This is a genomic window from Microbulbifer rhizosphaerae (assembly GCF_014191725.1).
In the GTDB taxonomy this organism is placed as follows: Bacteria; Pseudomonadota; Gammaproteobacteria; order Pseudomonadales; family Cellvibrionaceae; genus Microbulbifer; species Microbulbifer rhizosphaerae.
In genome coordinates this window covers 124,035-138,594 of record NZ_JACHWZ010000001.1, presented here as the reverse complement: position 1 = coordinate 138,594, position 14,560 = coordinate 124,035, and the positions used below count along the sequence as shown (strand labels likewise).

The following is a 14,560-nucleotide window of genomic DNA, read 5'->3' as shown; positions in this document are numbered from 1 at the left end:
CCGTGCGCATTAATCCCGGACAACTGCAGCAGAATTTGAACAAGGGCCTGGCCCCCATCTACATCGTCTCCGGCGACGAGCCGCTGCTGGTGCAGGAGTGCTGTGACAGCATTCGCGCCGCCGCCAGGAAACAGGGGTTCAGCGAGCGCGAACTGCTGCACGCGGAACACAATTTCGACTGGGGCCTGTTGCTGGCCTCCGCCGGCAGCATGTCGCTGTTCGCGGAAAAGAAAGTCATCGAGGTACGCCTGCCGAACGGTAAACCCGGCGACAAGGGCAGCAAGGCACTGCAGGAATTCGCGGGCCTCGCCGATGGCGACCTGCTGCTGTTGCTGGTACTGCCCAAGCTGGATCGCTCGCAACTGAACAGCAAGTGGATCAAGACGCTGGACCAGAAAGGCGTGCTGATTCAGGTGTGGCCGGTAGACGCACAGGAAATGCCGCGCTGGATTCACCAGCGCCTGCGCGCCAACGGCCTGGACGCGGAGCCGGAAGCGATCCAGATACTGGCGTCCCGCGTGGAGGGCAACCTGCTGGCCGCCAGCCAGGAAATTGAAAAGCTCAAGCTGCTCAGCACCGACAACCTGATCACCGCCGAAACCATGAGCGACGCGGTCGCCAGTTCCGCCCGCTACGACGTCTTCGGCCTGATCGACAAGGCGCTCGCCGGCGATGCCGGGGGCGCCATCAAAACCCTGCACGGCCTGCGCGCCGAGGGCGTCGAGGCGCCGGTCGTACTCTGGGCCCTGGCGCGGGAGATCCGCAGCCTGCTGGAAATTGGGGAGAAACTGGATCAGGGCCAGCAACTGGCGCGCCTGGTTCGCATCCAGAAACGCCAACCTCTGGTGCAGGCCGCCCTCTCCCGCCTGCGTCCACGCCAGTTGGAAGGCCTGTTGCTGCGCGCCCGCGCGGTGGACTCGGCCATCAAGGGCGGCAGGGACCAGGATCCCTGGACCGGCCTGTTGGAACTCTCACTGAACCTGTCCGGCAAACGCAGCATCTGACCCTAATACCGCTACCTTAAGCCGAAAATCGGCATATGTAGGATGGGCAAAGCGTAGCGTGCCCATCAAGGTCCCGGAAGATGGGCACGCTACGCTCCTTTGCCCATCCTACGACGGAAACAACGCTTAAGGTAACGGTATTAGCATCTGACCCGGATGGCACTGAGTTAAGGATAAACCCTGTGGGAGCCAGCCCTGCTGGCGAAACAAATACTGCCGATAGCACCGCCCCAATCGCCTGCTGGGCAGGCTCCCACAGTACAGGCTTCTAAGTTAAGGCTGGCCCGAAATCTTCACACCGCCAAGTACTGCCGAATCAAACCGTCGTCCAGTTTCGCCATTTGATCGGCGGCGACAATCCGCCCCTTCTGCATCAGGCGGAACTCGCGCCCGACGCGGCGGGCGAAGCCCAGTTTCTGCTCCACCAGGATGACCGTCAGCCCGTCCTCCTCGTTCAGCATCCGGATCACATCGCCGATCTGGCGCACGATGTTGGGCTGGATGCCTTCATTGGGTTCGTCGAGGATCAATACCTTGGGATCGATCACCAGTGCGCGGCCGATGGCCAGTTGCTGTTGCTGGCCGCCGGACAGGTCGCCGCCGCGGCGGTGCAGCATGTCCTTCAGCACCGGAAACAGTTCAAAGATCCGCTGGGGAATCCGGCGCGCTTTATCCTTGCGCGCCGGCAGACCGATCTGCAGGTTTTCCTCCACCGTCAGCAGCGGAAAGATATCCCGCCCCTGGGGCACATAACCGATGCCGAGATGCGCGCGCGCCTGTGCCGCGCGCCCTTCAATGGGCTTGCCCCCGAACAGAATGCGCCCGTCGCTCGCCGGCAACAGCCCCATCAGGCACTTGAGCAGGGTCGTCTTGCCGGCGCCATTGCGGCCCATAATGCAGGTGCACGAACCTTTCTCCACATCCAGGTCGAGATCCCAGAGAATCTGCGTACCGCCGTATTTCTGGTTGAGTTTTTCGATTCGGATCATGCGTCCTCCCCCAGGTAAACCTCGATCACGTCGGGATTGTTCTGCACCTGGTCCATGGTGCCCTCCGCCAGTACCGCTCCCTGGTGCAGTACCGTCACCGTGCGCGCTATGCTGCGCACAAATTCCATATCGTGTTCCACCACGATCACCGTGTGCTCGCCGGCCAAAGAGGTGAGCAGTTCCGCGGTGCGCTCGGCCTCTTCCGCGGTCATGCCCGCAACGGGTTCGTCGATCAGCAGCAGGCGCGGCTCGGCCGCCAGCAACATGCCGATTTCCAGCCATTGCTTCTGCCCGTGGGAGAGAGCGCCGGCGAGTTGGTAGCGCGCATTCACCAGCCCGATGGTTTCCAGCACGCGATCGATGCGGTCGCGCTGCTCACCGGTGAGGGCTGCAGTCAGCGCAGACCAGGCACCCTTGCTGCCTTTCAGGGAGAGCTCCAGGTTGGTGTACACCGTGTGTGCCTCGAACACGGTGGGCTTCTGGAATTTGCGCCCGATACCCAGCTGCGCAATCGCCGCCTCGTCGTGCGCCAGCAGGTCGATGTTCCGGCCGAACCAGGCGCTGCCGCTATCGCAGCGGGTCTTGCCGGTGATCACGTCCATCAGCGTGGTTTTGCCCGCGCCGTTGGCCCCGATCAGGCAGCGCAGCTCGCCGTCATTCACATAGAGATTCAGATCGTTCAACGCCTTGAAGCCATCGAAACTGACACTCAGTCCCTCGACGTACAGGATCACCTGATGTGAGACGTCCACGGCCCGCTGGCGCGGTACCAGAAATGGCCAGGTGGTATCGCGTCGCAGCAGTTCCCGTGCCTGTGCCGTTACATTCATGCCCGAGCCTCCCCAGTGATCGGTTCAGCAGGCGCATCGCCTGCGGAAACTTCGCCTGTATTATTTTCCCCTCGCGTTTCCGCATCTGTCGTCCGGCCGCGCTGCAGCAGGCCGGCGAGGCCTTTCGGCAGCAGTACGGTGACCACCACGAACAGGGTGCCGAGGGCAAACAGCCAGCCGTCCGGCATCACCGCGGTAAAACGGGTCTTGGCGTAGTTCACCAGCAGGGCACCGACTATGGCGCCGTACAAGGTGCCGCGGCCGCCGACCGCCACCCACACCACCACTTCGATGGAATTGAGTGGCGAAAACTCTCCCGGATTGATGATGCCCACCTGGGGCACGTAGAGCATGCCCGCCACGGCCGCCACCAGCGCGGAATAGACGAACAGCCACACCTTGTAGCCTTCGGTGCGGTAGCCGAGAAAACGCGCGCGCGGCTCGGCATCGCGGATGGCCACCACCACGCGCCCCAGCCGCGATTGCACGATGGCACGGCTGGCGACAAAGGTAAGCGCCAATAGCAGTGCCGTCGCCATCAACAGAGCCACGCGGGTGCCATCGGCCTGCAGGTCGAAGCCGAGCATGTCCTTGAAGTCCGTCAGGCCGTTATTGCCGCCGAATCCCATCTCGTTGCGGAAGAAGGCCAGCATCAGGGCGTAGGTGAGCGCCTGGGTCATGATCGACAGGTATACCCCGGTGACGCGCGATCGGAACGCCAACCAGCCGAACACAAACGCCAGCAGGCCCGGCACCAGCAGGGCCATCAGCAGCGCGAACCAGAACTGGTCCATACCCTGCCAGTACCAGGGCAGCTCCTGCCAGTTGAGGAACACCATGAAATCCGGCAGGTCCGGATTGCCGTAGACACCGCGATCGCCGATCTGACGCATCAGGTACATGCCCATACCGTAGCCGCCCAGCGCGAAGAAGGCGCCGTGACCGAGGCTCAGGATGCCGCAGTATCCCCACACGATATCCACCGCCATCGCCAGCATGGCAAAGCACAGGTACTTGCCCATCAGCGTGATGGTGTAGGTGCTCACGTATAGCGGCGATTCGGCGGGCAACAGCAGGTTGGCAGCCGACATCAGCAGCGTGACCCCGAGCAGGATCGCCACCAGTAGCGAGGAACCCTCGCCCGGCGCACGCAGCTGCGCCAGCGCGCCGGCCAGGTTGCCAAACAGGGATCGGTTGTGTTCCACAGTCGTCATTCGGCGGCCCTCCCGCGCTGCGGAAACAGCCCCTTGGGCCGCTTCTGGATAAACAGGATCAGGCACACCAGCACGATGATGTTCGCCAGCACCGCGCCGGTGGCGGGCTCGAGGAACTTGTTGGTCACACCGAGGGAGAAGCCACCGACGAGGGTGCCGAGCAGATTGCCGACACCACCGAACACCACCACCATGAATGAATCGATGATGTAGGACTGCCCGAGATTCGGCCCCACATTGGTCAGCTGGCTCAGCGCCACACCGGCCACCCCGGCAATACCCGAGCCCAGGCCGAAGGTCATGGCATCCACCATTTCCGTGCGTACCCCCATGGCCTTTGCCATGTCGCGATTCTGCGACACCGCGCGCACGTTCAAGCCCAGGGAAGTTTTCTTCAGGGTCACCAGCAGCAGCGCAAATACGGCGAGCGCAAACAACAGGATGTAAAGGCGGTTAAAGGTGACAGAGAACACTGGGTTGATGGCGAAGACGCCGCTCATCCAGCCGGGCGTAACTACCGGCATATTGAGCGGTGAGAAAATCGTGCGCACCGCCTGTTGCAGGATCAGGCTGATACCGAAAGTGGCCAGCAGGGTTTCCAGCGGGCGCCCCTGCAGGTGACGGATGACACCGCGCTCGATCAATACCCCCACACTACCCGAAACCAGGAACGCCGCCGGCACCGCCACGACCAGGGAGTATTCGATGGCACCGGGCATCAGCTGCTGCACCACGTAGGTGGTATAGGCGCCGAGCATGATCATTTCACCGTGAGCCATATTGATCACACCCATCACACCAAAGGTAATAGCCAGACCGATGGCCGCGAGCAGCAGCACCGAACCGAGGCTCAGGCCAAAAAACAGCTGTTCCATAAAATCGTAGAACGCTATACGGCCCTCAATTTCTTCCAGCGACTGCTGAGCAGCTATGCGAATTTTCCTGTCGCTTTCGCGCTCGTCGTCGAGCAGGCGTTGCAACTGGTTGCGCACCGGCGCTTCGAGACGCCCGCTCATCACGGCGATAGCCGACAACCGTGCGTCCGTTACGCTGGAATCGCGCAGCTCCACCATCGCCCGCGCCAGTTCAATCAGTTCGCTCACCCTGTCGCTCTGGCCGGCGTCGGCGGTGACCTGCAGCAGACGCATATTCTGCGGGCTCAGGTCATCCAGGATTGCCAGCACTGCGCCCTCCTTTTGCGCCTCAGTGCCGTGCATCAGATCAATGCGGGCAATGGCATCGCGCAGGTGGCTGCGCAGGCGGTTGTTCACGCGGACTTTCTTGATCGAACCACGCGACTGTACCCCCAGGCCCTCTCCGGTAAAGATATCGCTGCCGATCCGCTCTCCGGCCGGATTCTTTTGTACCGCCATCAACCGGCCGGTCTCACGGTGGTAGTAAAGGTCTCCCGCGAGCATGGCGGCAAAGAGCCCGCGCATCGCGCGGCCACCGGAGCGTTCGAGCTGGTCCAGCACCTCTGCGCTCTCGCGCAAGCTGGCCCGGGTGAGCCGCGCCAGTAGTACCTGGCGATTACCGCCGGGCTCCTCGGACGCCGGCGTGGCGGACGGCGCTGCCTGCTCCGAAACGACACTGCCGGCGCTCGCGGCCGGCAGTGTCGTCACCAGTGCCAGCAGCAGGCAACCGGTCAATAGCAAATGTTTCACTTGTGTAACTCCATATAATTTACAGAGGAGTTTTTACTCAAGTTTCGGAGTTAATCAGAAACCGCCACTGAACTCGCAGGCCGGGAGGGGGAGCGCTTTCCGGGACCGTATGAGACAGGGATGTCGATTACGAGCGTACAGGGATGTATTCACAGCGTGTCCCGGAAAGCGCTCCCCCTCCCGGCCCATCTCCGAACTCCGAAACTTGAGTTATTAGTACAGTATCCTGGCAAACCGGAGATGGAATTACTGTCCCTGACCTCCACAGGCCTTGGCCTTGGTGTTGTAGTTGCCGCACTTGATGGGCGCGGTCCAGTCGGCGATCAGGTCTTTGGAGCCCGGCAGAAAGTCGGACCAGGCATCGCCGGCCACCAGGCCGTCGGTTTCCCAGACCACTTCAAACTGGCCGTCATCCTGGATCTCGCCGATAAAGACCGGCTTGGAGAGATGGTGGTTTTTGTTCATCTTGGCGACGCCGCCGGACAGGTTGGGGAACTCGATACCGATCATGGCCTGCTCCACCGCGTCCACATCGGTGGTCTCCGCCTTTTCCACCGCCTTGGCCCACATGTTGAAACCGATATAGGTAGCTTCCATAGGGTCGTTGGTTACCCGCTTTTCATCGCCGGTGAATTTTTTCCATTCCTGGATGAAGCGCTCGTTGGCCTCGCTGTCCACGCCCTGGAAATAGTTCCAGGCCGCCAGGTGACCGACCAGCGGACGGGTATCGATGCCGGAGAGTTCTTCCTCGCCCACGGAGAAGGCCACCACCGGAATGTCTTCGGCGCTGACGCCCTGGTTGGCCAGTTCCTTGTAGAAAGGCACATTGGCATCCCCGTTGATAGTGGATACCACCGCGGTCTTCTTGCCCGCGCCGCCGAACTTCTTGATGTCGGCGACGATGCTCTGCCAATCGGAATGACCAAACGGGGTGTAGTTGACCATGATGTCTTTTTTGTCGACCCCCTTGGCCTCGAGATAGGCTTCAAGGATCTTGTTGGTGGTGCGCGGGTAGACGTAGTCGGTGCCCGCCAGCACCCAACGCTCCACCTCCAGGTCGTTCATCAAATAATCCACCGCCGGAATGGCCTGCTGGTTCGGCGACGCGCCGGTGTAAAAGACGTTCTTGGAAGACTCTTCCCCCTCGTACTGCACCGGGTAGAACATCAGGCCGTTCAGCTCTTCAATCACCGGCAGCACGGACTTGCGCGACACGGAGGTCCAGCAGCCGAAAATGACGTCGACCTTCTCTTTGGTGAGCAGCTCGCGGGTCTTCTCCGCAAACAGCGGCCAGTCGGAGGCCGGATCCACGACCACCGCCTCGAGTTTTTTCCCCAGCAGGCCGCCCTTCCTGTTCTGCTCGTCCACCATCATCAGGACCGTGTCCTTGAGGGTGGTTTCACTGATGGCCATGGTGCCGGACAGGGAGTGCAGCACACCGACTTTGATGGTGTCGGCAGCCATAACCGCCGCGCTCAATACGCTGGTCCCGGCGGCCAGTGCCATTCCGGCGACGAATTTCTTTACGTTCATAAGGTTGATCTCCTTTTGAAAACTTATTTGTTAACACTCGAGTTTCGGGGTTCAAATCGGGGCGCCAGGTGGGGTAGCCCTTTGTGGGACACGGGCTGGGCGCTCCCCTTAAATACATCCCTGTACGGTAACTACTCACCCCGACAGTCCCCTCTCCCCCTTTGGGGGAGAGGGTTAGGGAGAGGGGGAGCCGGTCAGGCCCTTACAGCTGCACCTGCATACCAAGGTTGATAATGTCCACATCGTCACCGGCGTAGCCGCTCGCGTTGGCATCGCCGCTGACAAAGCTGAGGTTGAAGCGTGTGTTGTGGCCGTTCACCACGTAGTTGAGCCCCAATTCGGCAGAGCTGCTGCTGTCGGCATCGGAGGGGCTGTTTTCCACCAGGCGCAGATAGGGCTGGAACTTGCCCGGGCCGGTGCTGTTGGAGAACAGGTAAGCGGCGGTGACAAAGGCGGAGTCGCCGTCAAACAGGCAGAAGCAGTCACCCGCGGGGGGCGGAGAGGCCAGCGTATAGTCGGCTTCAAAGCTCTTGTATTCCGCTTCCACCGTCAGTACGCCACCGCCGCCGAGCACGGTTTCGGAAAGCAGGTCGAGGGTGTAACCCGAGAAGTCACCGGCGCTTTCCGCGCTGCCGGTACCGTCGGCCTGGTTCTGCAGCGACAGGGCCAGAGTGAAGATGTTGCCGAGGTCGCCGTAGTAGGTGGAGCTGGTGTAGTAGCCGGGGTTGGCTTCCATGTTCAGGAAGTTATACGCAAAGCGCGCGGCATACAGGCGTTTGTCGTCGGTGTTGCTGTAGTCTTCCAGGCCGTAGAAGGCACCGGCCGCATACTGGAACTTGCCGGCCGTGCCCCAGAAGGTAACCCCTTCATCGCGGCCGATAAGACCCGCTTGGCCACCCTGGTCCGACGGATAGAGGGGCTGGCGGTACTGGTTCCAGCTCAGCGCGTAATAGGGGCCGCTCATCTCGATACGGTCCGCGGGTGTGAGCATGCGGCCGGCCCAGATATTGAACTGGGGCGCGAACTCAAACTGCGCGATAGCATCGAGCACATCGACACTGTCGCCGTCCCGCTGCTGCAGGTTGAAGGTAAACTTCACATTCTCGTGCAGTTGGCCGGCGGTATAGACGCGGATATCCGGCAGGGAAAAGTCACTGTCGCTGTCGACGGATTCGAACTGCGATCGGAACCCGGCGCCGATGCTGAACCACTGCCCCCCTTCCATTTCCACCTTCTTGCCCGCCAGTGCCGGCAGCGGTGCCGCTGCCAGCCCCAGCGCCGCCAGTAGGCCGGCGCTGCGCCACAAGGCCCCGCCTTGCCGCGCGTGCGGCCTGTTGATCAACTGTTCCATACTTGCCCCCCTTGATTATCGATCGGTTGTTTTTTGCTGCTACCGATTATTCGTCGGGGACAACAGGGGCTCCATACGCAGATTGACCTACGGAACTACGTCATTTGACGGTTTTTTCAGGGACACGACGACATATACTAAGGAAGGGGGAATTTGCAGGCCTCCGGACTGAAAGGCAGTGACCCCGGTGGTAGAGATGTTCACGGGCAACAACGATAACGACAACAGGCAGGCCATGCGACCCGCACAGCAGGTATTCCGCGTCCGGCGGCATTACAACAAGTGGGTGGGAGACGAGACGCTCGAAGATTTCGCGCTGCGTTTTACCGCCGTGCGCGGGCGCCGTTGGTCCATCGAACAGGTCGCCAAAACTGCGCTGGGCGCCACGGCGTTCCTGGCACTGGAGGCCATAGCCGCATCGGTGACCCTGAATTACGGCTTTACCAACACCGTGGCCGCGATGCTCGCAGTGGCGGCGGTGATATTCATAACCGGATTCCCGATCAGCTACTACGCTGCCAAACACGGGCTGGACATAGACCTGCTCACCCGCGGCGCCGGTTTCGGCTACCTGGGCTCCACCATCACTTCGCTGATCTACGCCTCCTTCACCTTTATCTTTTTCGCCATCGAGGCCGCCATCCTCACCTCCGCGCTGCACGCCCTGTTCGGTATTCCTCCATTTATCGGCTACATCCTTTGCGCGCTCGCGGTGATTCCCATCGTGACCCACGGCATTCACGCGGTCAGCAAGTTCCAGATCGGCACCCAACCCCTGTGGCTGCTGCTGCAATGCCTGGCGCTTTTCACGGCGGCCTGGTTCGAACTCTCCCGCGTGGGAGACTGGACTCAGTTCGCGCCACAACAGACGCCCGGCAGTCACAGTTTCGACTGGATGCTGTTCGGCGCCGCCGCCTCTGTCTTCTTCGCCATGGTGGCGCAGATCGGCGAACAGGTGGACTACCTGCGCTTCATGCCGGAAAAAACCCGCGAGAATCGCTACCGATGGTGGTTCTGGCTCACCCTGGCCGGTCCCGGCTGGATACTGATCGGCGTGATCAAAATGCTGCTCGGTTCCTTCCTCGCCTACCTCGCCTTCACCGGCGGTGCCTCCGCAAGCCAGGCAACTGACCCGGTATACATGTACCAGATGGTCTTCAACTACCTGACCCAGTCCCCCACTATGTCACTGATGCTGGCCGGCGTGATGGTGATCATCTCGCAAATGAAGATCAACGTGACCAATGCCTACGCCGGCTCCATTGCCTGGTCGAATTTTTTCTCGCGGCTCACGCGCAGCCATCCCGGCCGCGTCGTCTGGCTGGTGTTCAACGTAAGCATCGCGCTGATCCTGATGGAGCTCGGCATTTACCGCGCACTGGAAGGCGTTTTGGGAATTTTCTCGCTCGTTGCCATCAGCTGGCTCGGCTGCCTGTCCGCGGACCTGATGATCAACAAGCCGCTGGGCATCAGCCCTTCCTATGTGGAGTTCAAGCGCTCGCACCTGTACGACTTCAACCCGGTGGGGGTCGGCTCCATGCTGTTCGCCTCCGCCATCGGCATTGTCTGCTACCTCGGCTACCTCGGTGACGGGGCGAAGAACTTCGCCAGTTTTATCAGCCTGGCGATCTGCTTCGTCATGGTGCCATTGCTGGGCATCGCCACCCGCGGCCGCTTTTATCTCGCCCGCCACACCGACTTCCCCCTCGCACCCGGTGAGGTAACAGTTATTCCCGCGGTAGAAGCGCCGCCGGCAAACCAGTCGCCGCTCACCTGCTGCATCTGCGAAAACCAGTTCGAGTCCCCAGATATGAGCCACTGCCCCGCCTATCGGGGCCCCATTTGCTCCCTGTGCTGCTCGCTGGATTCCCGCTGTCTGGACAGCTGCAAGCCGGATGCGCGCTTTTCACGACAGGTTGTCGCATTGCTGAAAATGCTGGTGCCGGCGCCGATTGTCGACGGCATCGACTCGCGGCTGGGGCGCTTCGCCCTGCTGCTGATGGGCGCCAGCCTGTGCATCGCCGGTTTTTTTGCCCTTATCTACGGCCAGATGCAGCCAGCCACCGCCGCCGAGGCCAAACTGCTGCAGGACACCCTGTGGACCCTGTTCGTAGTGTTGCTGCTGGTGGCGGGGGTGCTCTCCTGGCTGTTCCTGCTTACCCACGACAGCCGCGTGGTGGCCCAGCTGGAATCCAACCGCCAGACCCGCCTGCTGCTGAACGAGATAGAGGCGCACCAGGAAACCGACCGCGCGCTGCAGCTGGCCAAGGAACAGGCCGAGAGTGCCAACAGCGCCAAGAGCCGCTACCTGTCCGGCATCAGCCACGAGCTGCGCACGCCGCTGCAGTCGATCCTCGGCTACGCACAGCTGCTCAACCAGCAACAGGATATTCCCGAGCGACACCGCAACGCGCTGCGCATCATCAGGCGCAGCAGCGAATACCTCACCGACCTGATCGAGGGGTTGCTGGATATTTCCAAGATCGAGACCGGCCGCCTCGATATCTACCGCAACCAGGTGCGCCTGCCGGAGCTGATCGAACAGATGGTGGATATGTTCCTCCCACAGGCGGAGGCCAAGGGCATCAGCCTCTACTGTCATATCCACAACCCGCTGCCATCCACCGTCATCGCGGACGAGAAACGATTGCGGCAGATACTCATCAACCTGCTCTCCAACGCCATCAAGTACACCCGCGAGGGACAGGTGGATTTTCATATCCGCTACCGCAATCAGGTGGCGGAATTTTCCATCGTCGACACCGGCATCGGTATTCACCGCAACGATATTGCGCGCATCCTCAAACCCTTCGAGCGGGTCCGCAACGGCGTTGCCCCGGTGGCTACCGGCACCGGCCTCGGCCTGACCATTTCGTACCTGTTGACGGAAATCATGGGCGGGGAGTTGCGGGTGGAAAGCGAGTTGGGTAAGGGTAGCCGCTTTACCGTTTCGCTGCTGCTCTCGTGGGTGGACTCCGCGCACCACCAGGCGATGCCCGCGCAACAAATCGATGGCTACGTCGGCCCGCGGCGCACCGTGATGGTGGTGGACGACGAGCCCATCCACCGCGGCCTGATTGCCGACCTGCTGGCCCCGCTCGGTTTTTCCCTGCTGGAAGCCCAGAGCGCCGAGGACTGCCTGGCCCTGGTAAGACAGCACAAGCCGGATCTGTTCCTGCTCGATGTCAGCATGCCCGGCATGGACGGCCTGCAACTGGCGGAAAATCTGCGCGACCAGGATATCCGCGTGCCGATCATCATGCTGTCCGCCGACGCGCAGGAACGGCATCTCAAACCCGGCGGACTGGGTGCGGACAACCCCCGTCACGATGCCTATCTGGTCAAGCCGCTCAACAACCGCAAGCTGCTCGACACCATCGGCCGCTTGCTGACGCTGCAGTGGGAGTATGCCGCGGACAAGCAGCCGCTGCGGGCGCGCCCCGGCAAGCGGGAAGCGCAGGAGCCGCTGGCAGACCATCCGTTGCTGACAGAATTGCTCGCCTACGCCCGCATCGGTTACCGCAACGGCGTACACACCACGCTGGACAAGATCGCCGCGGGTAAAATTACCGACCCGGGGCGTATCGACCAGTTCCGCCAGCTGGCCGACACCATGCATTTTGAACAACTGAGTGAAGCACTGGAAGAGAGGGAGTGTTAATGGCAGGCCCAGACAACGCCACTGATGCCGTCCGACCATCCGCACATGGCCCTTCCGCCAACTGTAGCGATATCGTCCTGGTGGTGGACGACTCTCCGGACACCCTGAGCCTGATCAACGACACCCTGGAACAGGCCGGCGTCAACGTGCTGGTCGCGCTGGATGGCAACCAGGCACTGAATATCGCCCGGCGCCTGCGCCCGGACATGATCCTGCTGGATGCGGTGATGCCGGGGCTGGACGGTTTTGAAACCTGCCGCCTGTTGAAAAGCGACCCGGAGCTGGCGGCGATCCCGGTTATTTTTATGACCGGACTCACCGATTCCGACAATATCGTCAAGGGGCTGGAATGCGGCAGTGTCGACTACCTGACCAAACCCATCCAGCCCGACGAACTGCTGGCGCGCATGCGCGTTCACCTGACCAACGCGCGCCTGACCAGCAGCGCCCACCAGGCCCTGGACTCCACCGGCCAGTTCCTGTTTACCGTCGACCTGGAGGGCAGGATGCAGTGGGCCACGCCGCAGACCTACGCACTGCTGAGCAGTGCCGGCGCCACCGAAGGCGAGCGGCAACGGCAGTTGGTAGAAGCATTACAGCAGTGGCTTTCACACCGACCTGCGGCCAGCCAGACCCTGAAACTCCCGCAGCTGCAAAAACCACTGGAAGTCCGGTTTATTGAACACCGGCGGGATGGCACCTGCCTGCTCCGATTGCAGGATGGCGGCCGACCGGCGGGCGAAGAGCTGCTGCGGGAAAAGCTGTCGCTGACCAAGCGCGAATCAGAGGTGCTGTTCTGGATTGCCAACGGCAAAACGAATCGGGAAATCGGCGAAATTCTCGCGGTCAGCCCGCGCACCGTGAACAAACACCTGGAAGGGATCTTTTCCAAGCTGGGCGTGGAGAACCGCACGACGGCGGCAGGCGTCGCCATCCGCACGCTGAATGCGGATTCCTGAGCGAAGCCTTTTTCAACCCGGGTTTGCGGCGGCCCGGACTACTCATCCCTTGTAGGAGCGGCGGGGCGGCCATCCGCCGTTGGCCGCGATCAGCGAGCGGGTGTGCTATGTGCAAATAGCGGCACAGAAAAAGACCAACAACGGAAGCCAATCTCTTGCCGTCAATACTTTATTTAAGGAGCCTATGAACAAGTCCCGAGATGCCCCTGGCTTTCAAAGCGGTTCACAATCAAGGCGCAACTCCGCGGGAATGTCTAGACCTTTCAAGACAAAAGGCTTTTCACGCCAGCTCTATTGAAACCCATCCGCATCCGTCCGCCGATAGTAGGCGCGGTGATCACTTTGCCCAAAGCGGGAACCACACACCCGCGTCCTGTAGCCTTGACGTGGCGGGGCTTTGCGGGCATTCTGCGTAAAATTTCACCAAGAGATATCAGTCTTTGGCAAAGTGGTCTTGGGGGCCACTATATAAATATTAGCACCACTTAGGAGAAAGCTTCAGAAATGGAATTAGTTTCAGAGTTTATACATAACCCCTTAGCGCAAAGCTTACTGCTTGGCCCAATAATGGGGGTGATTTTTGCTGCTTTATTCTCGGGTTTGACAAAGTCTCCCGAGGCACAAGCTCCAGCAACAGTTACTCAAACAAGAACGATCTATGTAACTAAAGTTGTCGAGAGAAGACGGTCATCTAATGAGTCAGACGACGGAATGGGGCTGTTAATAGCTGGTGGGATTGCTTTAATTTTTATAATTTGGAAATATGCTATATATTTCGATACTGTACAGTACTATTTGGCAACTTCGATATTGTCAGTATTGAGCTTTTCTGCTACGACAATAATTATTTCGTTAATTAAAGGGCATTACACATCGGATGAGTGGTGGTTTTACACAGTTGGCCCGATGATATTGCTTTGTGTTTCTATCTATATACTTAATTTGGCGAGAATAAGTTTCGACCCAAGTATTCAGCAGGGCGCACTGAACAACACCTTTTGGACCTTCTATAAAGATTGGTTAAGTGAGTATGGTCGAAATTTTATGTTTGCCCATGTGTCTGGGGTTGTAATCCTTGCATTAGCGATTCTTTTGATAGCATTCTCGTTAATTCATTACCTGAGCCTAATGAACCAGCGCTCGCCCGGCCTGACGCAAAGCTTTTGGTTTTTCTTAACAAAATCTACTTCTTTTTTTTCAGGTAAACTCTGGTTTTTATTTGTAGCTTTTTTGTTAGGTGCAGCTTACTGCTTGATAAATCCAGATCTTGTGGCAAATTGGATGACTAGAAAGTAGTGCTAACAATCGGCTGCACAGCGACCGATTTTCCGCCGCTTTGCGGCTCCAAACCGGCG

10 protein-coding genes are annotated in these 14,560 nt (G+C 60.1%); 4 read left to right on the top strand and 6 right to left on the bottom strand.

Annotated features, from left to right (window positions below):
• The first annotated feature begins 2 nt into the window (after positions 1-2).
• Positions 3-1,004 carry a DNA polymerase III subunit delta gene (holA, locus tag FHS09_RS00460; RefSeq protein WP_183455579.1) on the top strand — a complete coding sequence of 334 codons (1,002 nt, stop codon included), beginning with the start codon at positions 3-5 and terminating at the stop codon, positions 1,002-1,004.
• A gap of 293 nt (positions 1,005-1,297) precedes the next feature.
• On the opposite strand, the gene urtE is transcribed toward holA, so the two are convergent.
• From urtE to FHS09_RS00430, 6 genes are all read right to left on the bottom strand, one after another.
• Positions 1,298-1,993 (bottom strand): urea ABC transporter ATP-binding subunit UrtE, encoded by a 696-nt coding sequence (urtE, locus tag FHS09_RS00455; RefSeq protein ID WP_183455578.1) that lies wholly within the window; start codon positions 1,991-1,993, stop codon positions 1,298-1,300.
• A complete protein-coding gene (gene urtD, locus FHS09_RS00450; protein ID WP_183455577.1) occupies positions 1,990-2,823 on the bottom strand; it encodes an urea ABC transporter ATP-binding protein UrtD in 834 nt (277 codons plus the stop codon). Before urtD ends, urtE begins: the two co-directional genes overlap by 4 nt.
• Positions 2,820-4,037, bottom strand: a complete 1,218-nt coding sequence (gene urtC / locus FHS09_RS00445; RefSeq protein ID WP_183455576.1) for an urea ABC transporter permease subunit UrtC — start codon at positions 4,035-4,037, stop codon at positions 2,820-2,822. Before urtC ends, urtD begins: the two co-directional genes overlap by 4 nt.
• Positions 4,034-5,701: an urea ABC transporter permease subunit UrtB gene (gene urtB, locus FHS09_RS00440; RefSeq protein WP_343057358.1), complete on the bottom strand. Its 1,668-nt coding sequence runs from the start codon at positions 5,699-5,701 to the stop codon at positions 4,034-4,036. The genes urtC and urtB overlap by 4 nt, the downstream gene beginning before the upstream one ends.
• A gap of 246 nt (positions 5,702-5,947) precedes the next feature.
• Complete coding sequence (gene urtA, locus FHS09_RS00435; RefSeq protein WP_343057374.1) at positions 5,948-7,207, bottom strand: urea ABC transporter substrate-binding protein; 1,260 nt, start codon at positions 7,205-7,207, stop codon at positions 5,948-5,950.
• Between the two features lie 229 nt (positions 7,208-7,436).
• Positions 7,437-8,585 carry a porin family protein gene (locus FHS09_RS00430; protein ID WP_183455574.1) on the bottom strand — a complete coding sequence of 383 codons (1,149 nt, stop codon included), beginning with the start codon at positions 8,583-8,585 and terminating at the stop codon, positions 7,437-7,439.
• A 178-nt stretch (positions 8,586-8,763) separates the two neighbouring features.
• On the opposite strand from FHS09_RS00430, the gene FHS09_RS00425 reads away from it, so the two are divergent.
• From FHS09_RS00425 to FHS09_RS00415, 3 genes are all read left to right on the top strand, one after another.
• Positions 8,764-12,246: an ATP-binding protein gene (locus tag FHS09_RS00425; protein ID WP_343057357.1), complete on the top strand. Its 3,483-nt coding sequence runs from the start codon at positions 8,764-8,766 to the stop codon at positions 12,244-12,246.
• A complete protein-coding gene (locus tag FHS09_RS00420) occupies positions 12,246-13,205 on the top strand; it encodes a response regulator transcription factor (protein ID WP_183455573.1) in 960 nt (319 codons plus the stop codon). The genes FHS09_RS00425 and FHS09_RS00420 overlap by 1 nt, the downstream gene beginning before the upstream one ends.
• Positions 13,206-13,709: 504 nt before the next feature.
• Positions 13,710-14,501 (top strand): hypothetical protein, encoded by a 792-nt coding sequence (locus FHS09_RS00415; protein WP_183455572.1) that lies wholly within the window; start codon positions 13,710-13,712, stop codon positions 14,499-14,501.
• The last annotated feature ends 59 nt before the right edge of the window (positions 14,502-14,560 follow it).

Bases quoted from the DNA above. Each gene is read 5' to 3' on its own strand.
- FHS09_RS00415 (WP_183455572.1), top strand. From the start codon at position 13,710: ATGGAATTAGTTTCAGAGTTTATACATAACCCCTTAGCGCAAAGCTTA.
- urtA (WP_343057374.1), bottom strand. From the start codon at position 7,207: ATGGCACTGGCCGCCGGGACCAGCGTATTGAGCGCGGCGGTTATGGCT.
- urtD (WP_183455577.1), bottom strand. From the start codon at position 2,823: ATGAATGTAACGGCACAGGCACGGGAACTGCTGCGACGCGATACCACC.
- FHS09_RS00430 (WP_183455574.1), bottom strand. From the start codon at position 8,585: ATGGAACAGTTGATCAACAGGCCGCACGCGCGGCAAGGCGGGGCCTTG.
- urtC (WP_183455576.1), bottom strand. From the start codon at position 4,037: ATGACGACTGTGGAACACAACCGATCCCTGTTTGGCAACCTGGCCGGC.
- FHS09_RS00420 (WP_183455573.1), top strand. From the start codon at position 12,246: ATGGCAGGCCCAGACAACGCCACTGATGCCGTCCGACCATCCGCACAT.
- urtE (WP_183455578.1), bottom strand. From the start codon at position 1,993: ATGATCCGAATCGAAAAACTCAACCAGAAATACGGCGGTACGCAGATT.